Origin of the sequence: Dysgonomonas hofstadii (assembly GCF_014196915.1) — a bacterium.
Lineage (GTDB): Bacteria > Bacteroidota > Bacteroidia > Bacteroidales > Dysgonomonadaceae > Dysgonomonas > Dysgonomonas hofstadii.
This window is the reverse complement of the sequence record NZ_JACIEP010000001.1, coordinates 18,322-42,798: the sequence shown is the minus strand read 5'-3', so window position 1 is coordinate 42,798 and position 24,477 is coordinate 18,322. Positions and strand designations below refer to the sequence as shown.

Below are 24,477 nucleotides of genomic sequence, written 5' to 3'. Positions count from 1 at the left end.
TGCAATATTTAAGTTATTAATCTGATCTAATTAAGGGTTTTGTTCCAAAGGATACGGATAAGTGTCATACTGTGCCTGTGGAATATATTCGCATACGGCAGAAGAATTGTATGGCACTTCTAGGAAATTACTTCCGGCTGTCATGTATGTATGTGCTCCCGGATATTTTCTGTCCAGAGTCTGGCGTTTACGGAATATATCGAAACGGCGGTGTCCTTCCCATGCCAGTTCAAGCATACGCTCTTCCTCTACAATTTTCTTGATATCCTTAGCTGTAGAATTGCCATCTACATCCCTTTCTGCTGTCGCCATATTTGCAATAGTCCATTCAGGAATACCAGCTCTGTTGCGAAGAATGTTCACATCGTCCAGTGCTAGTTGAGTATTACCCTTCTCTGCATTGACCTCGGCACGAATCAGATACATTTCAGCAAGACGGGAAATCACAGGTGACCACAAATGAAGCCGCTGCTCCTGATACGAGCACTTATTGATGGCATATACCAAATTACGGGAATCTTTCCCACGTTTAGTATTGGCATCATAGGTCTCAGGTTCGATACGTCCGATGTATTTGGTATTGTCTGTTGCTCCTACTACATAGTAACGTACGCCAAGGTTGTATGTCTCGGATTGTATGATATCACTCTTGAAAGTAGCAGCTACTCCCGAATCGGTAATCTTAAATGTACCATCCGCTTGTTTTGTTACGTATACCTTGCCATATTCGTAATGGGCATTATCTCCGGATTGTTTACGGCCATAGACAAACCACCAGTTTTCATAAACTTTGTCGGGGTATCCGCTTACTGAATAGTCTGAGGCTCCGTCTTCTACATATCTTTTGACAATAAATCTGCTGCGAAGATCTGTAGGCATATCTCCGCTGCTATGATATAGTTCCAGAAGTTCCAGATAACGGGATGAAGGTCCTATTTCTTCCCAACCGTTGTTATCGATACGTATATACATACCACCCGGACGGCTGTATGTGTCATCATCGATGTTGATAGTCCGGCGTACGGCAAATATGGTTTCTTTATTTTCTTCAGGAACAATCTGAGGGTAAATAATATAACGACTGCCTGTTTCCAGTTCGAAACGTCCCGACTTGATTACAGCATCAGCCATCGTGTAAGCATCGTCCCAACGTTCCATATAGAGGTATACTCTTGCCAGCAAGGCCTGCGCCGCTTCTTTAGTCGCATATATGTTCGACTTGGGTGTGCCACTGCCAGGCAGTGTCAGATAGTCAATTGCCGCAAGAAGGTCTTTTTCTACCTGATCGTATATTTCGGCAACTGTAGAACGGCTTTGAGGCAAATTCTCAGGATCAGGGTCACTATCCAGTTTCAACGGCAAGCCAGGGTTTGTTGTCGGATTGTTTGAATACGGTTGTGCGAATTCATTAACCAGCAGAAAGTAGCACAGAGCACGGATATAGTAGTTCTCACCCATCATCAAAGTCTGTTCGGCAGTGATATCACTACCAAAGCTCTCCGCCATTTCAATCACCAAATTACAATTTCCGATCGTACGGTAACCCAATTCCCATGCATATTCGGTTATAGTGCTGGTTTTACTTCTGGTGTAATCGTATATTTTAAACGTGCCTCCCGTAGAAGTACCACTCCATGACAGGTCATCGGCACCGAAATTCCAGAAATAATATCCGTAATCAATAATTCCTGAATCATGTTTTAGCAGGCGATAAGTACCCTGCGATACTTCACCGATGTTACGGGGGTCCAAATCTTCTGCAATAATTCCGTCATACATTTTTACGTCCAGTCCACAACTTACCGTTGCCAGCAGAATACATAAGGTACTCAATGTATATTTTATTATTCTCATAGTTGTTTCATTAATAGTTGTTTCAATTAAAATCTAAGGTTTATTCCAAAAGTGAAACGCCTTATAGTTGGGTATACCTGGCCTGAGCTCGCACTGGTTGTTCCGTTGTAATTTGATGACAGCAGTATTTCGGGATCCACTCCTGAATATTTGGTAATTGTAAACAGGTTTTCGCCGCCGATACTTATAGTCGCCTCTTTTGCCCCTATCGGAATCAGCCATTTTTTCGGTAAAGCGTAGCCTATCGATAAGGATTTCATCTTAAAGAAATCTCCGTCCTCCAGATAGCGGGAAGATGTACTGGACGCAGCGTCGTTAACCCCCAGTTGCGGATGGGTAGCAATGTCACCCGGTTTCTCCCATCTGCTCCATCCGTCAGCCAGTTTCATGGCAGCCTGCGATGGACGTGCTCCATCCCGGTCGATAGAACCGGCACGTGTACCGTTATAAATTTTAGCTCCGGCACTGAAGGTAAAGAGAGCATTTAACGACAACCCCTTCCAGGCAAAGCTGGTGCTGACAGCTCCGTTATATTTAGGTGTAGGAGATGAGTCGAGCAAAACAGGGGTTGCTGCATCGTAATCGGTAGTTGCAGTTTTTTGTCCTGTTTCAGAGTCTACAATAAACCATAATCCTTTCCCGGTCTGGGAATCTACTCCGGCCCACTCGCGCATATACCAGTTCAGGTAAGGATATCCTACTGCCACAGCCTGATAAGAACCAAGATCATCTCCGTCAGGAAGATAAGTTATCTTATTTTTATTATAACCGATATTAAAACTTATATCCCAATACAGATCCCTGGTTTTGATAATTTCGGGTGTAATGGTAACTTCGAATCCCGAATTTTCAAGTTTGCCGTCATTAGCCGTCTGCCGGTTATATCCGGTTACAGCAGAAAGATGTCTGAGGTAAAGCAGATTTTTCACTTTTTTGGAATAGTAGTCAAAATTAACGGACACTCTATTGAAAAGCCTGGTTTCGAGGCCAATATCCAGTGATCCGGTTTCTTCCCACGACAAGTTTGCATTACCTGCGTAGTTGGTCATAAAGGCCAGTTCTCCACCATATTGTTGTGTGGTATTAAATTTTGTAGTCCATTCGTAAGCACCGCTTGGCTCGTTGCCTGTTATACCGTATGATATGCGTGGCTTGAGCTCATTAATAAAGCCAAGTCCTTTGATAAACTCTTCCTTGTGCATATTCCAGCCACCACCTACAGACCAAAATGTACCCCAACGCTTGTTGATCCCAAAACGGGATGAACCGTCGCGGCTAAGTGATGCCTGTAGTAGGTACTTGCCATCGAAAGTATAATTTCCGTTAAACAAATACTTGGCATGTTTTTCTTCTGTTTTGGAACCCTCTACATAGTAGTCGGATACTCCTCCTGATAATATTTCGGTACCTGTGAGTACAGAGTATGATCTTCCGAAATCATACCAATAACGCCTTTCATCGTAGTCGTAAACAAAATAGGCATCTATTTCATGCTTTTCTCCAAAGGTTTTCAGGAATCGTAACATCTGGCTACCGGTAATGTTGCGGGTATTAGTACTGCTGCTTGAATATGCTCCATCTGTTGCCTGACCACTTCTGCTTTCGGGATCGGTATAGCTACTTCCGTAGTGATTGTAAAACGAGAACCTGTTATTCGATTCGAAAGTAAGAAAGTCAAAAAGTTTATAATTAAGGCCTAAACCCACATCCATCGTATTACGACGGCTTCTGCTCCAGTTCAGATGGCGGTCGTAAAGGTAATTCGTACTTCCGTCAGAGTACCAGTAATCACGCGGGTCGGCTGTCGGAGCGGCACTTTCTGTAGGCCTGCCCTGGCTACCGTCTTTCAGATTTCCCTGAGAGTCATATGGGGTATCCCATGGCAAATAACTGTACCAGCTACTCAAAGAATATTCCTGGCTATCGGTTTCCCGGTACATAGCCGCTAAATTCGCTTTTATGGTAAGCCGTTTATTAACGATAAAATCGTTGTTGAGTCTCAGTGTAAATCGGTCGAGTGTATAGCCCCTGATAGTACCTTCTTCATTGTAGTAGTCACCAGCAATATACGACCTGATTTTTTCGTTGCCATACCTGTAGCTGATATTATAATTTTGGGTAAGTGCACTTTGGGTAGCTATGTCGAACCAATCAGTATTTTGATCTTTTAAATAAGGCTGCAAAAGGTATGTATCGTTTGAATCTGTATTCTTATATATTTGCTCCAGATAATCGTAATATTCCGATCCGTTCATCATTTCCAACCTGCCTTTCTGTAGCTCCGACACCGACATTCTTGCGGTGACGTCTAATTGAGACATCCCCATCCGGCCCCGCTTAGTGGTAACGAGGATCACGCCGTTTGCTCCGCGTGACCCGTAAAGTGCAGTTGCGGAACCGTCCTTAAGTATGGAAATAGCTTCTATATCATTCGGATTGAGTGCGGAAATAACATCATTATTACTCACCATGCCATCTATCACCCACAATGGATCTTTGTTCCCGCGTATCGACCCGATCCCACGTATCCTGATAGTGGCTTCGGATCCCGGTTGTCCTGATTGAGGCACTACCGATACACCGGCAACTTTTCCCTGCAACATATTCGATACAGTGGGCGTAGTCAGATCCTTCATCCTATCTACATTTACCGTAGAAATGGCTCCGGTAATCGAGCTTTTGCGCTGAGTACCATAGGCTACCACGACTACCTCATCCAAGTCAGACGACTCGGTTTGCATTACCGCATTGATAACCCTCTGGCTACCGACTGTTTTCTCTTGCGGCTCATGACCTATATAGCTGAATACAAGGACCGGGTTTTGTCCTCTCAGCACAATAGAGTAGTTGCCATCGATGTCGGTAATCACACCGTTCATCGTACCTTTCTCGGTAACACTTACGCCAGGGAGAGGCTCGCCTTCGGCATCTGTAATTCTACCGGTAACGGTAACCCCAGTCTGTACCACATCTTTCGTACTGCTAGTTAATACTCCTGTGGTTGTGTTTTCGCCCACATTGTCCTTAAAAATGATAACCTGACGATCTTCTATCCTATACTTGGACGATCCGTCTAAGACCTTGTCCAAAATCTGGTTGATAGTACCTTTCTCGATAGAAATGTCAACTCGTTTATTCACATTTACAGCGGCATCGTTGTAAAAGAAAATATACTCACTTTGGCTTTCAATTTCACGAAAAACATCTTTCAATGTTTTGTTATGAACATTTAATGAAAGCACTGCCGTTTGGCTGTAACTGGAACTTGCAGAAATCACTCCAATTCCAATAAACATTAAAAAAATACTTATTTTCATTATCCGAAAGCATTTTTTAAATTCATAAAATGAATGGTTCTTTTTAATGAATTTTTTCATAGAAACTCCATGGATTTAGTTAATAAAAGGTTTTTTCTTAAACTGAGGGGGACATAAGTTATAATATAACTTACCTACGACTGATCGTATTCATTCTTCATAAGCAATTAAGGTTTTTGTGTAATTATTTCTTAGGGGCTAACTCTATTTTTATCGTATCATCATTTATCGTATAAGTTATAGGTGTGGTGATACTGATATAGTTAAGAGCACTTTCAGGACTTCCTCTCAAGTCCAATTTTCCACTTACATAAATATTTTTAAAATCGCTTGTGTTGTATGTGAATGATATATTGTAATGTCTTTCCAGCTTTTGTAATACACGGTCGAGGCTTTCACTCTGCAAAAGCAGGTATCCGTATATCCACGATATATAGTTATTTACATCAACTTTTCTGACATCTGCCTTATCGGAGTCTACACCGTATGTAAACATTTGGTCAGGATATATATCATATGTACCTTTCAGTTCTTTACTCTTTACATTGACCGCTCCCGAAACCAATACTACAGAGTGTAAACTTTCGTCTGCATATGCTGAAATATTCAGTTGGGTACCCAGCACATTCACATCCATATGGTTAGTCTTGATAATGAACGGACTTTTTTCATTTTTTACTACATCGAGATATATCTCTCCTACAAGAAATATCTCCCTTTTATTCTTTTCGAATACAGAGGGATAGATAAGCTTAGTACCGGAATTGACCCATATTTTAGTACCATCACTTAATGTAAGCGATGTCATTTTTCCATAAGGTACAATCAATTGATTGAGCGAAGCTTTTCCAGTTTCCGTGTCCTCGATCTGTTCAGAGTCTACATTTACCCGTCCTTCTTCATCATAAATTACATTAGTACTATCTCTTTGAATATCTACGACTTTATTATTTGATAAAATAAGGCTTATATTATTTGAACTCGGCATCCCTATACTATCATTCAGCATAGATGCATAGTCTATTTCTATCTGTTTGCTATTGTTCACAACATACAGGTATCCTCCAGACAACAGTACAGCAATGACAGCGACAGAAGCTACCTGCATATATCTTCTCCACAGAGTCTTCCTCTTTTTGTCTCGACTAATACCCTGTTGTATATTTTTCCATATAACTTGCTTATCGTCGGCAGACAAAGCAGGTTCTTCTATTTTAAATTTCTTTATTATATTTTTCAAAATGTAAGCGCTTTCCCGTAGTTCGTTACTCTTACTAAATTCATCCTCCCAGAACATATTCAACTCAAGTGTGGGGCACAGTACCCATTGGACAAACGAATCGTCGTCCAACAGTGAATAAATAATATCATTCAAATATTTTTCCATATTTTTTATCAGATAACAATTAAGAAACGATTCTCACGAAGCGTATGTACTCTTATTATCCGAAAAAAAATATTTTTTTTTGCTCTATTATGGGAGAATTAATTGAACACCCTGATAAACAATGAGATGAATAATGCAAGATCCATATTATCCCTGATCTTAGTGATAGAACGGTGAATAAGATTTCTTGCCGACTGATAATTTATTCCCAGTAATTCTGAGATTTCCTCATACGACAAATCGAGTTGAAAGCGTAGATATATAGCTTCTTTCTGTCTTGAATTCAACATATTTAACACTTGTTCAAACTTCTGTTTCACTTCTTCTGTTTCCTCCGTTTCTTCCTGCTCACTCAGGTATTGATAGGTGGCAATAAATGGCAGATCTTGAGGGGAGACATATGTCAGACGCTTATTTTTAGCTATTGCGTCCAGAATCATATTTTTCAGGGAAAAAAGTAAATAAAATTTAGGGTTTGTTGTAGACGACAAAGATGCCCTGTTGTTATGTAGCTTTATGAATAAGTCCTGTATACAATCTTTGACAAGGTTCTCATCTGAAACAAATTTCATCCCGTACCGGAACAATGTGTCGAAAAATGTTTCGAATAAAAGAGAAAATGAGTCTTCATCACCATCCCTAAAAAGATCCCATACTTTAATTATATCCTTATCCAAATTGTAGTAAATTTCATGAAAACTTTACAAATGTAAAAAAATGACGTGAACATTCAGAGCCTGTTTCAAATTTATTGGAGAAAAAAAATAAAAGTCTTTTACAGCTACAAATAATAAACATTCGGATCGATAAAAAACACATGGTAAGAGAGAACCTTTATATAGTCCGACAATTATCAAAGATTACATTAATACAATGAAATAATTTTTTAGATATGGAATTGTAAAGCATATGCATGAACAAAGATAAATGTTCTATAAACCGTCATTTTCTGCCATTTTCGAAGGGTTGCCCTAAAAATAAAAATCCCTGAAACTGTCTATTTCTCAGATATTTGCTGCGTTTTGCCACTCTTCTTAAGTGGTGCCACCAGTTCTGAAAAACGTTTCCTGTATTTTCCACAAAATTTTTAAAAAACTACTTTTTTACTTGTTTTCAACTCCTTACAAACATAAACTGATTTGGAAGTTTCAAATTTATTGTGTATATATGTCGGAATCGCATAGGAAATGTTTACCCCTATGTTTACCCCATCTTTTTCAGCATCTCCACAGAATTATAAAATCATTATTTTTTAATCAATAAATTTTAAATTATGAAATTCAACGTTTCAAAATTTAAGCTTGTAATGAGATTAGACAAGCTTGCTAAATCATCAAACAAAGCACCAATTTGTTTGCGTATTACAAAAGATAGGCGTTCTTTTTATAGAACAATCCTCCATGTAGAACCTGAATATTGGGATGTGAAAAATGAAATTGTAAAAAAACAACATCCCAATGTAATAGAATTAAATGCACTCCTTGATAAAAGGGTAGCAGAAATTAAGAAGGAAATTTCTTTATTAGAAATTACAGATGATTCCGCAAATATTTCTGTAATCAGAAATAAACTGGATAATAGAACTTCATTTGATGTATTTGAATACGCAGATAAAGAAATGGACCGAATGTATAAAAGAGGTCAATATGCTACATACAAAAAATATAAGTCTGTAATTATGAAATTAAAAGAGTATCTGAAAAAGGACGCTCTCCCTATTAAAAATGTTACACTGGAATTTATCAAACAATACGAGAATCATTTAATGAATAAGAAAAATAATAATAGAAATACGACTACTGTAAATCTAAAAGCAATAGCAAAATTAGTGAATGATATTTATAATAATTACGATTTAGACCAAAGTAAAAACCCATTTAAAAAATTTAAGATGAAAAGAGAATTAACAGAATGAGCATATTTAGATGCAACCGAAGTAAAAAGAATTGAAAAATTAAGATTGAGAGTAAGAAATAGAGCCTATGATGCAAAAGATGTTTTCTTGGTTGAATGTTATACGGGGCTACGTATTTCCGTTATTTTAAATCTAAGATGGAAAAATTATAATGAAAATGAATTAACTGTTCGTATGCGTAAAACCGATAAAGACCATGTAATAAAAGTAAATAAAGTTGTAAAGAAAATAATAGAGAATAGGCGTGAATATTAGGAGCAAATAAAGAAGATATAACTCCCGACAGATACATTTTTAATATTCTGCCTGTCGATATTAATAAAGTATCTCCGCACGATGCGTTAAATGCAATTAGTTCGGCAACTGCAATTATTAATAAGAATCTGAAAGAAATAGCTAAAAGGGTAAAAATTCAGAAGAATATTTCCACTCATATAGGCAGGCATACTTTTGCTTATTTAATGGTAGCTAAAAATGTAAACCCTTTTATTATGAAAGAATTATTAGGGCATAGTGATATAAGGGTTACTCAAATATATGCAAAGGCATCCAAAGCAAATAAAGATAAAGCGATTGATTCTCTCGATGATTTAGAAGATTTATTAGTTGATTAAACTAAGATGTTATGGGAAATAATTCTAACTTTTTGATTTCAACGGAAGCTGTTTGTAAGATATTACACGTTTGCCCTCGGACATTGTATAATTATAGGACAGAGGGTAAATTGGAGTATTATCAATTCAGCAGGAAGAAAATTATGTATCGGATTGGGGATGTTGTAGAGTTTGTAAAGAAGAGTTCTTACTCCTCAATTTTTAAAGATAAAGTAAATTCGTTATTGGAAAAATACATAGTTCATTTATAATTATTAATATTCAAATTTAGGGATAGTTTCTTAGAAATTATCCCTTTTTTTCTTTCTAACCTATCCCGAAGACAATTTTGTATTTTTTTCTATCAGTATTTTTTCGGAAAAATCGCTAAAAATCATTTTCGAGGGAAAAATCTTCCGAAATTATTATGTAGAAACAATCACAGAAGATTTATAACCCCATGATAAGGTATCCTTATGGTGAGAAAACATCGAAAAAACAGCCTCTTTTATTTAAGTACACATACAGAAGTAATAAAGATGTACGGATACACACAGAAATCTGCGGAATTATCTATAACAATACACATACTAAGAAAAAGATTCTGCGGCTAAATGTTTCCCTTATCTATATAATAACACTAACTATTATACTATATATAACTATACACAGGAAGTTCGTAACATATCCTTATGTAGTGGTTGGGTATTGTTTTATACAAGGAGTTTCAAACATATCCTTATCATACGTATGGGTAAGCAGGATTGGCGTAGCAGGAATAAATAAATTTTTGTACGGGGGATAGAGGATAGATTATACACGTAGAGTAATTAGAATTTTCTACCGGCGTAATTTTTCCCTGTGCGTAGAACTTAATTAGAATTATTATGGGAATAAGGAATAATACAATACTGGATATTATTAGGGACGAATTTAATTTATACGGGCATGATAATAAAACTTATTTAGCTGCTAGGAAAACTGGAGTTAATTTAGAAGATATTGAACAGTTAGAGAATTACTGTGTAGATATGCGTAAGAAATTAACTACGGCGAAAAATTCTACACGTAGAGTTCCACGCACACGTAAGAAATAACTTATGGAAGTTTCTAAAATGTACAGAGAATTAGATATGGAATTACACCAAGTTCATCTAAATACATTACGAGATAAATTTTACACCGGAATTAATTTTAGAAATATTGCCGGCGATTTAGTTTCTGTGTGTAAGAAGTTTTCTACGGAAATTAATATAAATGAAAAAATAACTTTGCATACGGATGAAGTTTCCTCTTGTACAGATATACACTCTAAGTGTAGAGTAATTGTACAGAATATAAGTTTCCATAAAATTACCGGCGAATTAGAATTTTCCTACGCTACGGAGGAATTACCACAAATATTAGAACACTTATATTATACGGATAAATTTATTGAAGCGAATTTTATTTCTATTATATGAATGAGGAACTAATTGCAGTTGCAGAATTTCTGCATAAACAAGTTTGGAGTAGCCCCGAAGTAGTGACTTATCTTACAACTATGTTAGTAGGGTGCGGGTAGTACGCTTAGATTAGAATAAGATTTTTTAGAATACGGACATATTATATATAGGTATAAACTTTTTACTACTTTTGCATATAAACCAAATTAAACAATTAGTCTATAAGAAGAAAAATTTAAAAATACATATTAATATAAAGCATTAGCTTTTATTCTTGTCATTGAAAATCGCCAAAAATTTTAGTAGAGAGGAATAATAAGTATAATGCTCACGCATGGTGCGTGGGCTATACTTGTTTCTCTACATGGTGTTTGGCGATACCTCAATGGCGGACAAGTTTTAGTTCCACGCATTTTTTATGTAATTACTATAATTTAAAACAATGTATTATGAGAAATTTACTTTTATTTTTTTTATTTCCTATGTTATTCTTTTCATGTGGAAATAATTCTAAATCGCCAAATGAAAAAGAACAAGTTAAATCTGAAAAGACAAAAAATGAAAAAGAAAAACCTTTTAAGAATATCCATATTTTAGAATTGGGAGACAATTTAAAAATTACTGGATTTGATATAAAAATAGAGTCTATAGATATATATACTGAATTACCAGCAATTTTTAATAATAAAATTTATACTGATGGATATTTTGTAGCTATAACATTTTTAATAAAAAATGAATCTTCAAGATATAGAAGCATATCTAGTGTAATAGATATGCACGTTGTAAATTCTGACGGATTAATACAAAAATGCTTAGACCCTTTTTCAGTGGATGTGAAAGATGAATATGATAATTTTAGTGTTTTAGTTATACCCGAAGGATTTTCAAAGCGCGCCTACGCTGTTTTTGAAATTCCAGATAAATCTGAATACTATCTAAGTTTTATGGGAGATGGAATGAGAACAATAGCATCTTTAGAAAATTTCATCAAATAAATATTATATGGTATGAGAAAGATTTTAGTAATATTTGCAGCTTTATTAATTTATACAACATCACAAGCACAGGAAACATTTGTGGATGAGGGAGAATGGATAGAAAATAAAAATTTCAACCTTTTGCCTAAAAATATGATTAATTATTTGGGCAAAGTAAACCAAGAGGATTTTGAACAATTAGTAGGTGAGCCAGTAGGAGATGAAGATGGATTTATCGTATATGAAATAGATAGTGAATATGAAAAAGTTCCTATTGCAATAAGATGTATGTATAACAGTAAAGGTAAATTAATTCATGTTAGATTTCCTACCCCATACCATATGGGATATGAATTAGGTTTTATACATTTCCCTGAATATAAAAAATGGGGTAGCCGTAAAGTGTATAGAAATCAATTTAATAAAATATATCGGGCCGACTATAAATACAAAGGTTTCGGAGCACAAATATTCTATTCCGGAATTATAATTTACCATATAGTAAAATAAGAAGCTATGGTAAATTTAAAAGACCTCGATTGCTTAATTGAAGAATTCAAGATTAAGATACAGCTTTAACCCACGTTTATTATGAAAAAACCTAAAACTATCCGTAATGTTGGCAAACTTTTTATTCGTAGATCAGAACAATTTCAATTAAAACAGGTTGTTTCCGATTTCATAGAAAAATTAATAGAATTAAGTGCTAAAAACGCTGCACTTCATATTTTGAAGATGAAATATACGACATTTTGTTATGGAGAATTGCAAATTCACTCTATTATTGTTCCTGCAATTACAAGATTAACAGATTACTGTATTTTAGAATATCCAATTAGACGTGGCATAAATGACAATAATGGACGTGTTGATTATTATTGTGTTAATAACGCAGGTACAAATAATGAATATCATTTATTTTTAGAATTGAAGTGTGGTAGACAGGGAATTCCATCTGACAACTTTCGTAAAAATAATATTAAACTGTGGCAGGAAGCTAATAATCAATTAGAGGGGATTACACAAGAACTTAGTAATAATAAAGAATTTTATAAAAAACCTAATATGCGGGTTTGTATGGAAATAATAACTCTCTATGCTGATAAAACCAAAAATAAACATATAAAATCAAATTCAGACAAGATTTTAAATGATATTATAAATATTGGAATTGATGCACTGGAATCAACAGGAATAAAGCCGAATTTAAGTGCATTATGGCAATTCCATCCTAATATTGTTAAACAAGCCGAGGATGAATTTAATGGTTCTCGGCAATTTTGGGGATTATTATTTTTATGTCGTATTATGCCGCCACCAAAATAATATTCCAACGTTCTGTAATTAGTATTATCAAACGTTGAAAGTTTATTTATAAAAAAGATTAAATAAGAATATTAAATAAGATTTGATGATTTTATGTATGTTTGTCGTATATAAATATATACTATCATGGAACTTATTTTTATACCAAAAGACATTTCATCAGAAGAATTAATGAATTCTCCTTTTACAGAAATCCAATCTAAAGAACTTAAAAACATAAATAGAATCCTATCTGAGATTGATAATGAGTATTCTTTAAAAACTGCCAATATTGGAAAAGGAGCAGACTTTAATCTTTTCCACGCTATAGTTTTATCTGCATCTATATTCTTTATGGGAGATAAAATAGACAAAAATATTGAGGCTTGGGGTAAGATAGGTGAAAAGATTAAACGCTTGCTTACAAAAACAAAGATTGCCTATTTTGATGTAGATATAGCTTTATCTATAGCAATAGATTATTTATCAAAAAAGCATAATATAAAATCTTTACATTTAATAAAAAGGGCTGATCTTGTCATGGATGACCTCAGCCTATTTTTTAGTGACAGAAAAAGTAGTGATTTTATATCTAAACCCTGTTCTGTTTATTATTTCCTGTTTCAGATTAATAATGAAATAATAGAAATAATAAGTATTCGTTCTGATGGAAAAATTAGAAATTTAGAAAAATTTGATTCAAATTCAGGCTTTTTTATAGACTAACTCTTATTGATATATTTACTAAGAAAATATAGGATTAAAATGACTATTATTATTAATCCTATTTTAAAGGGCAAAGAGAAAGTGATAAGACCTAATATAACTAAGTAGAAAAAACTGGTTATAAGAGTTAGTGACAAAATGTATTGTGCTGACAATAACGATAATCCCCAGAATTTTTTAAAAGGATTGAAATTCGAAAATTTTCTAAAAAAACTTATCTCATCTTGAATTTTAGATATTTGAGCACTTAAATCCTCATCTATGTTTTTAATAGTTGCTAATAACAATTTTTCATCAGTTTTGGGGTCTATAGAAATTTTTAAAATATTTTCGAGAGTATCCTTATTTAAATAACCGACTTTGCCGTCTTTCAAAATTAGTTCTTGTAATTGTTCTTTAAACTCTTTGCTTTCTTCTGTAGTAGGAAAATATGCAATGAAGTTTAATCGAACTTTAACTTCCGTTAAAATCTCTATTCTTTTATCCAAGAAACGATTAAATGTTTCTTTAGATTCTTCTAGAGGTTTTTCTACTAAGCCTTTGGACAACCATGCAAGAAAGGCACAGAAAGTAGTTAATAAAAATATTAATATATTAGGATCTGCTTTTGATATTATATCTTTTATGTCCATTTATAATTTTTTCTAGTGTTTAATACTAAAGAAGCGAAATCCCTTATTTGTTTAACAAAGCTTCCTTCTTTTTCTGTATCTGAATTATATTTCTCATTTCTTAATATTGCGAAAACTTTATCAGGATTTCCTAAAATAGCATAGCGTTCTTGATTATCATTAGTTGTGCCTGTTTTTAGAAAAACATTATCTATATTAAAACCTAACTTATTTCTTGCATTCAATTTTAAAATATTTAAACATTCAATTTTATATGAATCTAAACTCTTACATTTAAAAAAATTATTATACGCAATTGCTAATTCATACAAAGAAATCCCACATTCTGTAGCCCCTAAAATACTTGAAGGATAAAAATATTCCCGATTTTTATTAAAAATATCTGATAAATAATCTAAACATATATCCATTCCAACTTTCTCGCAAGAATTTATAAAAACATTATTATTAGAAACTAAAAGAGCTGCTTGTATTGTTAAATATGGCTTTACAGTTGTCGCTTCTCTAACGGTCCAATCTAGTTTATTGGTATAGCTACTATACTTTTCATTTAGAACTCCATTTTTTCTTAAAAAGCAATATATAAAAGGTTTTAGTGTCGAACCTACATTAGCTTTTGTTATAAAAGGGTAATCCGACCCAAATCTACTTCCAAAAGCAATTATTTTTCCATTTTGAATTGATACAATAGAAATAGGTTGGTTTGAGGAGTTTATAATTTTATTAATAAGAGCCTGTAAATTATTATCTATTGTTGATTTAATAACACATTTCTTATCTTCTATACTTTCAGTTATAAAAGGAATCACCTCTCTTCTTAAAATTTGAATAGGATTATTTTGTAACAATGGAAATTTATCAAGATTCTTTTTATGGCGTTTATTTGTAATGTTTTTTCTTTCTAATAGAATACTATTGAGGAGATTATATCTAAACGCAAGCTTGTCTTTATTCTTTAGATAATAGTTTGGTCCTCTTAATATTGTTAAAAGTGTTAATGATTCTTCTTGAGTAAGATAATGTATTTCTTTTCCAAAATAATGCAGAGAAGCACTCCTAAGACCAATTATATTTTTTCCCCAATATACATTATTAAAATAGAGGTCTAATATTTCATCTTTACTATATTGGTTTTCTAGTTCTAATGCTTTTATACTTTCTCTTATCTTTCTGTATAATGTTTTATTATTTACTCTTAACATATTTCTTGACAATTGTTGGGTGATAGTGCTTCCACCTTGGACAATTTTTTTTGCCTTAAAATTTTGAATAGATGCCCTTATAATTCCATGAATATCTATTCCATGATGTTGATAAAATCTTTTATCTTCAATTTCTACAATTATCTTTTTTAAATTTGATGGTATTCTTTTTGAAACAGCTTTACATTCAGAATTATTAGATATAACTCCAAAAGCCTGCCTCTTATTATTCTTTTTCCCATAAACAACATATCCTTCGTAGTCTGCCATTTAGTTTTATATAAGATTAAATAGTGTCATAAAATGTTGATTAATGCAAAATTAAGAAAAAATATAAGCTATAAAGAATTAGATTGATTATTATATGTAAATTGTTAATTTTATATCATATATAAATATATATTTAAGAAATATGGAAAATAGAAACGAAATATTTATTTCATTCCTATATAATTGGGAGGGAAATCGTAGGAATAGAAAATAAAGATAAATTATTTCAGAGGAAGTTGGGTTATATATAATTTACAAAATAACTAAATTATTGAGACACATCCTTAATTCTATATTTAATACAGAAATTGATATATCACAAACTTTAATTTATTATCTATCAATTGAGGGGATAATTTAAATAACAGAGAATCTAATTTTTTAATACTGTTATGTTTTTGTAATAAATCAAAATAGAGCAATTCAAATACGCAAGCATCGATATAATCTACATATTTCCGATACCCTGAAATAAACTGGCAATTTGTAGTTGCCAAAAAGTGTTGGATATTCTTTTCCGAAGTGCGCATAGTATGACAACTCCCGAAATGCACGATTTTATTGGCTAATTTGCCCTCTAAAGCCGTTGCAATCTCTCTTAATGTTATTAGTCCCTTTTCTACTTCAATGCGATTAGGTTGACCATGAAACGCCAAATATAAAACAGCATAGTTTTTATAAGTTCCTTTTGTGAATTGCTGTAAGCGTTTATAGAACTCTTCTTTAGTATCGCATTTGTAATATACATATTTGATATTAGCAAAAGTACGGAGTAATTCAAGCATTGGTTTTACACTTTGATTACTTCGTGGATTCTTATTCCAGTTGCCCTCTAAACAATAGATATTTCTTTCGTATGTCTTTGTATCACTCATAGTATAATATCATTAAATACGTTATAAAAACGTGGCAAATCCTGCTCCCTTATTATCTCGTCATTGTACACCTCTAGCATCTGAATACTTCTATGGCGACTATATTTGGAAACAGTCAATAATTCACCCTTATAAGATTTTATTAATTTAGTTATAAAAAAATGACGGAAGCCGTGGGTACTTCCGTCAATATTTAATTCATTCAAAACTTTCTTTATTATCTCTCGAATGGATTTTGTCGTTAGACGACTGCCCGAAGAGAAATTACTTCCACTTCGGAATAAAGCACCTTCTCTTATTCTACTTGTGTGTAGATATTCTTTTAAGACTTTTATTGTTGAGGGATGCAAGTGTATAAGTTCTTTATCGTCCTGTCCTTTGCCTATAATAAAAGCTGTTTTATCTTTCAGATTAATATCGGTAACATTTAAACGAGTAATTTCTACTTGGCGCAAACCTTGAAAAATAAGCAGTGATAAAATAGATTTTAATCGCAAGTTTTGAATTGTCGGCTTTAATGAAGAACAATAATCTACAATCTTAGAAATATCCTCATCACAAAGACCGTCTTTCTTGTGCAGCTTGCTTTGTTTAAATCCTCTTGCCTTTGTATTAATCTGAAATGGAAATTGCTGTAAATTATTCAGGCCGTCAATAAAAATCTTAGCGGAAATTAAATACTTATTCTTTGTGGAAATACTTAACGTGTCGATAGAACTTAAATAGCGTTTATACTTTAAATAAGTATTGGAATTAATTCCGTGTAACTTTACGAAATGAATAAAGTGTTTAATCCGGGTCAAGTACTCTTTTTGTGTGTTCTCTGTAACATCTATACAATCAAAAATACTGTTCTTTAATTGTGAAACATCATTGTAATTTACTAACTCCATAGTTCTAATTTAGTGGTTATTTATTAAGTAATTCCTTGAAGTTACTAAAAAAATCTTATATTTGCAAATACAAACGCCTAATTATGAGGTGTTTAGCTATTAATCATCTAAATGTTTAACCTATGTTTACCCAACTAAAAAGAAAAAACGCTGTAATTTATTCAATTACAACGTTTTATGAGTTTCTAAAAGTGGTGCCACCAGAGAAGGAAACAGGAATCGAACTGATTCGTATTGACGCTTGCTGACTCTATTCCAAGTAACCGAAAATCAATATTTAAGTGCTATAAGAATCATAAGCAATCACCATGCATCGCAAAAATGGGCACTGGATTGGGCACTAGACGCATCTTTATTGCCGTCCGACATAAAAAGGGAAACATCTATAACTCATTGATCGTAAATATAACATCCTATTAAAAAAAGAACCCATCCAAAAAAGTCCTAATTAACAGATAGTTGCATAACTTATAGTGAAATAAATGAAGATGTATTTCCTATAATTGCAAAACTCTCCAATTTTATATTTAATCTATTTTTAACATTGGGTTGAGCATTGGGTACGATCTCTGTAAGAAAGATGGTAAATATTTTTAGCTGAATCATGAAATATCTCTCACATTATAATTGTATTTGATAATTAAGAGGTAAAATCATGTTCAAATGCATTTCTTGATAAATACAACATAAATTTTTGTAGTAAATCATCTGAATAAGGAGATTTATAATGCTTGACCCTTTTAATATCAAATGAGAAAATACGATTCGCAATATCATAGCTTTCCAAGTTAGAAATTTTGAAAGTTTCAAAATTATCTATTGAGTAAACACTCGATTCGATTGTTTTTAAATGATCTATTAAATGCTTTCTTTTCTCTCTAAGAGGTTGCATATTCCTTAAAGCTTCCTCTTTCTTAGCTGGGGACTTCAAAGCTTCAGCAAGTACTTTCAACTCAGCATCTATCTGACTCACTTGCAGAATAATATTATTTTCTACATATTTAAAAGAATTGATTGTATTCTCCAAAACAACTAAGCTTTTTTGAATCTCATGGTAACGCTTTTTCCAAGGTGTATGAATTACATCATTTACTAATTGAGGATTTTTCATATCAATAATAGACCTACCTTCTTCATTAAAAACAGTCAAATCAAGAAAGTTTAAGGATAAAATCTTAAAGTCAGAAAAATGGGCACATAATATTTTTCCTGATGCGTTACTGGGTGTATGCACTTCATGCTTTGTATGATTAAGTTCTTCTTTCTTAAATAGTTTAATTGGCAATAAAAAAGCGTTATCATATTCATTACTCCTACTCCCAGTACTTCTCAGCGCAAGATTACAAGGCTGAACCAAAAGCATGTATTCCTTTCCTTTTATCTCAAAAATATCTCCATTGGCAAGTGGCAAATGTAGTTTATTTAAAATACTACCTGAAATGTACAACTCACTAGTCCTTAAATCTATTAATTGTTGATTTTTAATATTTGAAGTATATCCTGTGTCTACTATGTCAATTCCTCTAATTCTTCTGATTGATTCATTAAATTTCTTTCTAATCTCCTTGTCTGAAATCATATTAAAGTTCTCAACTTTAGAAAGTATCCCATAAAGTCTAAATAGAGTATTAACTTCCCAGACACCCTCTTTCACGGATGATTTTTGAATTATTTGATTAAAGGTTTTAGGCGATATATTCTGTATCTTTGTGGTTGCTCTCTTATTAGATTTACTCAAAAGTTTCAACGATTCTACTTTTAAAAGCTCTACATATTTGAGCAATAATAAGTTTTTAATACCTTCAAGAAATCCTATAATCTGTGGGTCAAAAGCAAAACGGAATTTAGATATTGTATAAAATAGATCTTTCTTTATCTTGTATTGTGAACAATAGAGTTCTCTATATTCATCTTCTTGTTCCTCAGTAAATTTATGAGAGAAAATACCACAAACAACTTTGTCTGCTAATCTTTTCTTATCTAGGATGTTTTTAGCTAATAATGCACCATTACTTCTACATACCAGAGGGCTACCATTTTGAAATTCAAAATCAAATAAGCAGATCACTCTTTGATCTTTTTCTAATGCAACTATACTATTATGTTTATCTGCTACCCATTCATCAGGAGTCATTAATTTAATTCTATTTCCAAAATATCTTTCAATTTCCAAAGCTGGTATCACATTTGCATCTTCATCATTCTTGTCATGTGAACAAATTTCAAGTAATAAAGCAGATTTATCTTCTGATTTCTCCCATAGTTTAGCAATATCAGTTTCAAACTTAGGAGTAGGGGCATCCCAATCTAAATCATCAAATTCTTCACTTTTTAAATATTTCTTTTCATGCTTGAGTTTAATCAGTCGAGCTTTGTATTCTTCTTTCTGACTCTCTATATCAAACTTATCATCGATATAAATGATTTGAGCAATATTTTCTACATCTAACAAATTCGATATTGAATCGATTGCTTTCTTTCGCAAATTTATTATATTGGATTCTTTAGGTATTATAACCAGCGATTCCTCACTACTGTGAACTACAATTTTCTCTTTCATCAATTCTCTAAAATATTTGAAAAATTTATTGCGAAAATATATTTCCTATTATTCTCATTTAATGTTGGTTCTAATATTATACCACATTTGAATGAATCTAAAAGTTGTTGAACAATGAATAATCCTAACCCTCGCCCATTACCTTTGGGTTTTGTTGTAACGAAAGGCTCAAATATTTGATTCTCGATGGCTGGAGTGATACCATATCCATTATCTGATATGTATATCCAAGGTTCTTCTATTTTTATAGTGATTGTAGGTTTAAAGCTTGGCTCATTCTTCTTCTTTTCAAGCAGCCAATACTCAGAGTTGTTAAGAAGATTATCAACAACCTGCACTAATTTCCCTTTGTTAATTTTGATTGAAAAATCTCTCTGTATTTTTATATTATAATTTATTTCATGTTGACTAAATCTGTTTTTGTAATACTCTTTTTCCTCATCAAAAAATACAGATAATTGCAATACTGTTTTCGTATCACGTGCATATTTCAAAGCTGGATCAAGATGTTTTAATTGAGTATTCAGACCGTTAACAGTTGTATTTATATATTCGATTAAAATATAAATATCAGAATCTGTCAGTTTTTTATTCTGTAATTTCAGAGAATAAAACGATGCTTTTTCTGCTAATCGAGCTCCAATAGAAGCGAACTCATGCCCAATAGCTTCTGCGGTTAATCCTAAACTAGCTAATTCAGTAAACTCATTAAGTTGTTCTTCTAGTATTTGAATTTTAGGTTCAAGCAAGTCTATGACTTCATTTAAATTCTCTGTTTTAGAAATTATCTTTTCTAATTTTATTAGGGTGTTTTGAAGTACTTTTAATGTATCTAGTAGAATATCTACCTTCTCAGCAGTTTCTTTCTCTAAATCTGTTGCAAACATAGGGTTACTTCTGACTGATTCAACTATTTTGGATGAATCCTTAATAACTTTATCTGTAGTCATTATTGCAGATCTAAAGTCATTCTTAACAGCCTCAGTCTCAGATTTAGTTTCCTTTAATTGATTAAATGCTTGAGTGACTGTTTTTATCCCATTATTTTCAAGGGTATATGTGTTTAAGAACTCATTATAATTCTTTCTTATGGATCTTTGATATAGATTTATTTGATCTTTTGCAAAACTGATTAGCATGAAAAAATTTCTAGAAAAAGGATTAGAAATCAAACCCGATCGATCAGTCTTATCTTTCAATTCGTAATTGATTCCCTCATCTATGGATATATATCCAATAACATTATCTGGTCTTAAATCATAAAATGAAGTTTTAGTTTGAGAACTAGAGAGATCTAACCAATCTTTATTTCCATCTACTCCATATGGAAGAACAGCGAAACCATTTCTATAAATCTTTATTCCTATTTGAGCTTGAGCAAAATCTTTGTAGCTATTAAATTCTCCAAAAATATTATCTATTGATTCTTCTTCTTTTAGTTGTTCTTCTTTATATGAAAATTCATTAATGACACCTTTAAAATCACCAGGATAAGCTGCACCCCCATTGATAATTTCCAAATTTATATCTTTGCCAATTTCGAATTTTCTCTCAAATTCTATAAAATATGGATTAGTTGCAAGTCGTATATCTAGTATTTTTTTTTGAAGAAAATTAGAGAGTTTCATCCCATTATCAGAACTTACCAAACTGTAGAATGCTTCTTTTTGCGGTCTCTCGTTCCCCAAAAACTTAGACAATCTTGTTTTCCCTGAAATTGTTAAAATATTCTCGGTTACATCAAATGAAAAGTTTGAAATAGATAAATCAGATAAACTCTCACTTAATAAATCTAATTCAATCAATTGTCCATTCACTTTTAAATATACCTCAAATGGTCTATTTTCTTTATATGGAGATATCACCTGAATAATTTGCCCCTTAAATCTTTCTAAATTTTTCCCTTGCCATACTTCAGCGTTATTCAGGTCAGTTAGTAATAGGATTGTTCCTTTCTTTTTTTTACTCTTGAACGATTCATACTTCACTTTCACATCAGTTAATGCTTCTTCTTTCTCAAAATCCTTCCAATTGAAACCGATATGTGTTCCATCCTCCCCTAATCTATTTGTAAATATTTCGCAAATATTAGCTAGTCGTTGAGTACTTAATCTTCCTAAACCTTTATCACCTAAAGGTGTTCGACCAGCAGGAGTTTGGACTTTAGCTCCATCCTTTGCTCTTTTATTGGAATAAGATATCAACAACCACGACTTCATAATTGTGGCTTCATTCATGCCAAACCCATCATCTTCAACAACAATAAATCCTTTTTGGTTTGGATAGAAAACCTCTCTATTATTATAGACTTCACTTGTATTGATTTCTATAGAAACATAGGAAGCATCTGCGTCATAAGAGTTTTTTATCAGCTCAAGCAGAGCCGTAACTTCATCTGGGACAAGCTGTTCCCCTAACTGTTTAACAATGTGAGGAGTTATATTGAAATGATATCTTTTATCCATCAGTCCGTTTTTTTGAAAATTAATATTTTCTCCTTATTCATCATAGTTGAAAAATTATTTCTTCCTGGCATTCTCTTACTTAGAATTTCTCGTTCAAGATCGGTAAATAAACCAATACCTTTAGATTTAAACAACTCAGTCAGAATAAGATCATTTTGAACTATTTGTCTATTTACATTTCTGTTCCCAATTGTCCAAACTAAAAATGAATTTTGCACCATTTTAGGAAGCATTTTATCTATACTTTTATCTAGGTCATTAATAAACTTAGTTACCTTTTCTGCTTTCTTCCTTTCAACAGCATCAAATTGAGTGATAAATTTTTTTAATGTCCTAGATCTTTCAAAAATACGTTCTTCTATATCTGAAATTTTCTCTTCGGTTTTTCCACCTAAACTTTCATTGTCTATAACCTGAGCTGATTTAAGGTATTCAAGTGTTATTTTCTCATCAATATCTTCAATTGGTATCCATTGCAATGGAAGATGTGAAAACTGACCATAGGTTACAGTTGTTTGATTATCTCCGTAAGGAGGAGAAGTTACCAAGAGGTTAAACATGTCCTTTGACTCAATTCTTATATTGGTATTGCCCCACGCTATATCAGCTTTTTTTGTGTATTTGTTATTATCTATAAGTCCACTTTGGTCAAGAATGGCTAAATAGTCTCCTAAATTCTTAATGTTTTTATTTGATGTTAAATTAAATGTCCTTAATGCTGACACATTTCTCATAGCAATTTCCTCTAAAGGACGCATGTGCATTTTGAATGTAGATGTCCTATCATTACTAGTTAATCTAATTGTTTCAGCTAAGGCTACCCAAAAGAAACGTCGTATTTTGAGAGAACTTTCCTTTCTAATTGCTCTATGTATTTTGGACAACTCAATTTGAATTTCTTTAGTGAACCATTTGTCAATATTAGTAAATGAGATCTCAATGTTATTAGATATATCTGAATTAATACATCCTAAGATTCGTTTACTAGCATCAATTAATTCATCTGTTTGGTAAATACAAATTTTCACCTCACTAAGTAAAACAGATAGTGGATTAATATCTTGTCCAAATACATTAATCCCATACTTCATTCCTGTAACAAGTGTATTGGAAGCTCCCATAAAAGGATCAAGTAAAGAAACCTCCCCTTCTATAACACTAGACAATATCTCAATTATTGGTTCTTGTACAGAGGGAACCATCATTGCAGGATAATTTAAAATACTCCTTGCGAAATGAGTTCTTGAATAGTTTTCACCGTTAAGAACTTTAGAACTGATTGAGTCTATACTTACTCTAATATTTGTTTCAATCTTATTCACATTATTTGCTTTAGAAGTTTTTATCTTTGTATAGATAATTTATATCACACAAATATACAAACAAATTACTTGTTTCCAGGAAAGCTTTACTAATTCACTATACCTAAAATACAGTCTTAGATATTTCGTTTTAATAAGTAATCATCTCTTTATTCCTCAACCTTCCATTTCCTATAGTACCAATAAAAATTATTGTTAACTTAAACATGCAAGTAAACATTTGTGTAGAAAGTTATATTATAGCTAATTAGCAATTTCCATACCACTCAAAACACTCCTTCTGCAAATCACTCAGATATGCATCAATATCCAGCGTATCACATAACTCAAAGAAACCCTCACTGGGTAAACCTGTCTCTTTAAGAACAACGATTGATGCCAAGATAGGCTGTTTGTTTTCTATGTCATATCGGGTAATCCTTTCCAATATCGCCCCAAGACTACGTACAAGAGAAGCATCTCCCTCTGTCAACTCCGAATAGTACACAGTTCTACCCTCGGAAGCAGCCTTGATTAACTTTTCCCTGATTGCCGTTTCTTTATCTGTCAATGCTATTGTAGACATGGTATTTTTATATTTTCCGTAAATGTATGAAAAAATAAGGACTTGATTTAACATTTTTGCTAATTGTGGTGCAATAATTGCTTAACTTTGACGGGCTCTGACGCTTCGTCATGTTGTGGAGCCCGATTAACGGCAAATAACTTGAAAACAGCAGTTAAGGTCTATGTCTCA

General features: G+C 32.8%; 22 protein-coding genes. 10 read left to right on the top strand and 12 right to left on the bottom strand.

Features of this window, described 5'->3' with window-relative positions:
* Positions 1–30: 30 nt before the first annotated feature.
* The 4 genes from GGR21_RS00200 to GGR21_RS00185 form a co-directional block, all read right to left on the bottom strand.
* Entirely contained in the window at positions 31–1,854 is a 1,824-nt protein-coding gene (locus GGR21_RS00200; RefSeq protein ID WP_183305133.1) for a RagB/SusD family nutrient uptake outer membrane protein, read from the bottom strand.
* A gap of 26 nt (positions 1,855–1,880) precedes the next feature.
* Positions 1,881–5,150, bottom strand: coding sequence for a TonB-dependent receptor (locus GGR21_RS00195; RefSeq protein WP_183305132.1), 3,270 nt, complete (start codon positions 5,148–5,150; stop codon positions 1,881–1,883).
* A gap of 205 nt (positions 5,151–5,355) precedes the next feature.
* Positions 5,356–6,558, bottom strand: coding sequence for a FecR family protein (locus tag GGR21_RS00190; RefSeq protein WP_183305131.1), 1,203 nt, complete (start codon positions 6,556–6,558; stop codon positions 5,356–5,358).
* 98 nt (positions 6,559–6,656) lie between these two features.
* Positions 6,657–7,235 (bottom strand): RNA polymerase sigma factor, encoded by a 579-nt coding sequence (locus GGR21_RS00185; protein ID WP_221232861.1) that lies wholly within the window; start codon positions 7,233–7,235, stop codon positions 6,657–6,659.
* Between the two features lie 596 nt (positions 7,236–7,831).
* Between GGR21_RS00185 and GGR21_RS20840 the strand changes: the two genes are divergently transcribed.
* The 10 genes from GGR21_RS20840 to GGR21_RS00145 all read left to right on the top strand — a co-directional run bounded on the left by GGR21_RS20840 (position 7,832) and on the right by GGR21_RS00145 (position 13,522).
* Positions 7,832–8,473 carry a phage integrase SAM-like domain-containing protein gene (locus tag GGR21_RS20840; protein ID WP_246347943.1) on the top strand — a complete coding sequence of 214 codons (642 nt, stop codon included), beginning with the start codon at positions 7,832–7,834 and terminating at the stop codon, positions 8,471–8,473.
* 45 nt (positions 8,474–8,518) lie between these two features.
* Positions 8,519–8,728, top strand: coding sequence for a site-specific integrase (locus GGR21_RS21090; RefSeq protein ID WP_394353447.1), 210 nt, complete (start codon positions 8,519–8,521; stop codon positions 8,726–8,728).
* Positions 8,722–9,087, top strand: a complete 366-nt coding sequence (locus tag GGR21_RS21010; protein WP_317169855.1) for a tyrosine-type recombinase/integrase — start codon at positions 8,722–8,724, stop codon at positions 9,085–9,087. The genes GGR21_RS21090 and GGR21_RS21010 overlap by 7 nt, the downstream gene beginning before the upstream one ends.
* An 11-nt stretch (positions 9,088–9,098) precedes the next feature.
* Complete coding sequence (locus GGR21_RS00175; protein WP_183305130.1) at positions 9,099–9,338, top strand: helix-turn-helix domain-containing protein; 240 nt, start codon at positions 9,099–9,101, stop codon at positions 9,336–9,338.
* A 615-nt stretch (positions 9,339–9,953) separates the two neighbouring features.
* On the top strand, positions 9,954–10,163 hold the full coding sequence (locus GGR21_RS00170) for a hypothetical protein (RefSeq protein WP_183305129.1): 210 nt from the start codon (positions 9,954–9,956) through the stop codon (positions 10,161–10,163).
* A gap of 3 nt (positions 10,164–10,166) precedes the next feature.
* On the top strand, positions 10,167–10,529 hold the full coding sequence (locus tag GGR21_RS00165) for a hypothetical protein (RefSeq protein WP_183305128.1): 363 nt from the start codon (positions 10,167–10,169) through the stop codon (positions 10,527–10,529).
* Positions 10,530–10,960: 431 nt separating this feature from the next.
* Positions 10,961–11,509, top strand: coding sequence for a hypothetical protein (locus GGR21_RS00160; RefSeq protein WP_183305127.1), 549 nt, complete (start codon positions 10,961–10,963; stop codon positions 11,507–11,509).
* 12 nt (positions 11,510–11,521) lie between these two features.
* The gene (locus tag GGR21_RS00155) at positions 11,522–12,001 is read left to right on the top strand and encodes a hypothetical protein (protein ID WP_183305126.1); all 480 of its coding nucleotides are present in this window, start codon (positions 11,522–11,524) and stop codon (positions 11,999–12,001) included.
* 81 nt (positions 12,002–12,082) lie between these two features.
* A complete protein-coding gene (locus tag GGR21_RS00150; RefSeq protein WP_183305125.1) occupies positions 12,083–12,817 on the top strand; it encodes a hypothetical protein in 735 nt (244 codons plus the stop codon).
* Between the two features lie 126 nt (positions 12,818–12,943).
* A complete protein-coding gene (locus GGR21_RS00145; protein ID WP_183305124.1) occupies positions 12,944–13,522 on the top strand; it encodes a hypothetical protein in 579 nt (192 codons plus the stop codon).
* On the opposite strand, the gene GGR21_RS00140 is transcribed toward GGR21_RS00145, so the two are convergent.
* The 8 genes from GGR21_RS00140 to GGR21_RS00105 form a co-directional block, all read right to left on the bottom strand.
* Positions 13,519–14,154 (bottom strand): hypothetical protein, encoded by a 636-nt coding sequence (locus GGR21_RS00140; RefSeq protein ID WP_183305123.1) that lies wholly within the window; start codon positions 14,152–14,154, stop codon positions 13,519–13,521. The two genes, GGR21_RS00145 and GGR21_RS00140, sit on opposite strands and share 4 nt — an antisense overlap.
* Positions 14,145–15,626, bottom strand: a complete 1,482-nt coding sequence (locus tag GGR21_RS00135; protein WP_183305122.1) for a transglycosylase domain-containing protein — start codon at positions 15,624–15,626, stop codon at positions 14,145–14,147. The genes GGR21_RS00140 and GGR21_RS00135 overlap by 10 nt, the downstream gene beginning before the upstream one ends.
* Positions 15,627–15,922: 296 nt before the next feature.
* Entirely contained in the window at positions 15,923–16,501 is a 579-nt protein-coding gene (locus GGR21_RS00130; protein ID WP_183305121.1) for a DUF6642 family protein, read from the bottom strand.
* Positions 16,498–17,394 (bottom strand): tyrosine-type recombinase/integrase, encoded by an 897-nt coding sequence (locus GGR21_RS00125; RefSeq protein WP_183305120.1) that lies wholly within the window; start codon positions 17,392–17,394, stop codon positions 16,498–16,500. Before GGR21_RS00125 ends, GGR21_RS00130 begins: the two co-directional genes overlap by 4 nt.
* Before the next feature lie 640 nt (positions 17,395–18,034).
* Positions 18,035–19,954 carry a hypothetical protein gene (locus GGR21_RS00120; protein ID WP_183305119.1) on the bottom strand — a complete coding sequence of 640 codons (1,920 nt, stop codon included), beginning with the start codon at positions 19,952–19,954 and terminating at the stop codon, positions 18,035–18,037.
* Positions 19,954–22,419 carry a sensor histidine kinase gene (locus GGR21_RS00115; RefSeq protein WP_183305118.1) on the bottom strand — a complete coding sequence of 822 codons (2,466 nt, stop codon included), beginning with the start codon at positions 22,417–22,419 and terminating at the stop codon, positions 19,954–19,956. The genes GGR21_RS00120 and GGR21_RS00115 overlap by 1 nt, the downstream gene beginning before the upstream one ends.
* Positions 22,419–23,741 carry a TRM11 family methyltransferase gene (locus tag GGR21_RS00110; RefSeq protein WP_183305117.1) on the bottom strand — a complete coding sequence of 441 codons (1,323 nt, stop codon included), beginning with the start codon at positions 23,739–23,741 and terminating at the stop codon, positions 22,419–22,421. The genes GGR21_RS00115 and GGR21_RS00110 overlap by 1 nt, the downstream gene beginning before the upstream one ends.
* A gap of 247 nt (positions 23,742–23,988) precedes the next feature.
* Positions 23,989–24,306: a hypothetical protein gene (locus tag GGR21_RS00105; RefSeq protein WP_183305116.1), complete on the bottom strand. Its 318-nt coding sequence runs from the start codon at positions 24,304–24,306 to the stop codon at positions 23,989–23,991.
* Between the last annotated feature and the right edge of the window lie 171 nt (positions 24,307–24,477).

Excerpts from the sequence above, each read along its gene's own strand:
- GGR21_RS00200 (WP_183305133.1), bottom strand. The coding sequence starts at position 1,854 with ATGAGAATAATAAAATATACATTGAGTACCTTATGTATTCTGCTGGCA.
- GGR21_RS00195 (WP_183305132.1), bottom strand. The coding sequence starts at position 5,150 with ATGTTTATTGGAATTGGAGTGATTTCTGCAAGTTCCAGTTACAGCCAA.
- GGR21_RS00190 (WP_183305131.1), bottom strand. The coding sequence starts at position 6,558 with ATGGAAAAATATTTGAATGATATTATTTATTCACTGTTGGACGACGAT.
- GGR21_RS20840 (WP_246347943.1), top strand. The coding sequence starts at position 7,832 with ATGAAATTCAACGTTTCAAAATTTAAGCTTGTAATGAGATTAGACAAG.
- GGR21_RS00175 (WP_183305130.1), top strand. The coding sequence starts at position 9,099 with ATGGGAAATAATTCTAACTTTTTGATTTCAACGGAAGCTGTTTGTAAG.
- GGR21_RS00170 (WP_183305129.1), top strand. The coding sequence starts at position 9,954 with ATGGGAATAAGGAATAATACAATACTGGATATTATTAGGGACGAATTT.
- GGR21_RS00165 (WP_183305128.1), top strand. The coding sequence starts at position 10,167 with ATGGAAGTTTCTAAAATGTACAGAGAATTAGATATGGAATTACACCAA.
- GGR21_RS00160 (WP_183305127.1), top strand. The coding sequence starts at position 10,961 with ATGAGAAATTTACTTTTATTTTTTTTATTTCCTATGTTATTCTTTTCA.
- GGR21_RS00155 (WP_183305126.1), top strand. The coding sequence starts at position 11,522 with ATGAGAAAGATTTTAGTAATATTTGCAGCTTTATTAATTTATACAACA.
- GGR21_RS00150 (WP_183305125.1), top strand. The coding sequence starts at position 12,083 with ATGAAAAAACCTAAAACTATCCGTAATGTTGGCAAACTTTTTATTCGT.
- GGR21_RS00145 (WP_183305124.1), top strand. The coding sequence starts at position 12,944 with ATGGAACTTATTTTTATACCAAAAGACATTTCATCAGAAGAATTAATG.
- GGR21_RS00140 (WP_183305123.1), bottom strand. The coding sequence starts at position 14,154 with ATGGACATAAAAGATATAATATCAAAAGCAGATCCTAATATATTAATA.
- GGR21_RS00135 (WP_183305122.1), bottom strand. The coding sequence starts at position 15,626 with ATGGCAGACTACGAAGGATATGTTGTTTATGGGAAAAAGAATAATAAG.
- GGR21_RS00130 (WP_183305121.1), bottom strand. The coding sequence starts at position 16,501 with ATGAGTGATACAAAGACATACGAAAGAAATATCTATTGTTTAGAGGGC.
- GGR21_RS00125 (WP_183305120.1), bottom strand. The coding sequence starts at position 17,394 with ATGGAGTTAGTAAATTACAATGATGTTTCACAATTAAAGAACAGTATT.
- GGR21_RS00120 (WP_183305119.1), bottom strand. The coding sequence starts at position 19,954 with ATGAAAGAGAAAATTGTAGTTCACAGTAGTGAGGAATCGCTGGTTATA.
- GGR21_RS00115 (WP_183305118.1), bottom strand. The coding sequence starts at position 22,419 with ATGGATAAAAGATATCATTTCAATATAACTCCTCACATTGTTAAACAG.
- GGR21_RS00105 (WP_183305116.1), bottom strand. The coding sequence starts at position 24,306 with ATGTCTACAATAGCATTGACAGATAAAGAAACGGCAATCAGGGAAAAG.